General features: G+C 39.4%; 1 protein-coding gene. It reads right to left on the bottom strand.

Annotated elements, in window-relative coordinates:
- The coding region (locus JEM65_RS22230) for a hypothetical protein (RefSeq protein WP_199603955.1) at positions 1 to 221 on the bottom strand (221 nt) is incomplete at both ends.

Here is a 221-nt window from a genome sequence, read left to right as displayed (position 1 = left end):
ATATTCCTGCTAGTTGTCCAATTTCCTGAAATGTGCCATCTCCTGAATTTATATGTAGCATATTTCGCATGTACTGGTGGTGGAATCCTTTGCTTACATTCAGTTCAAAGAGCTCAAAATTATCCGGAGCAAGCAGAAGTTTTTGTCTTTCATTACCCTCAGGAAGCATGTCTAGGGTGAAAATGTCCACTAGTCCATCATTGTTGATATCCGCAATATCA

The sequence above is a fragment of the Gelidibacter salicanalis genome (genome assembly GCF_016469035.1).
Classification (GTDB): Bacteria; Bacteroidota; Bacteroidia; order Flavobacteriales; family Flavobacteriaceae; genus Gelidibacter; species Gelidibacter salicanalis_A.
This window is presented reverse-complemented; position numbering and strand designations above follow the sequence as displayed.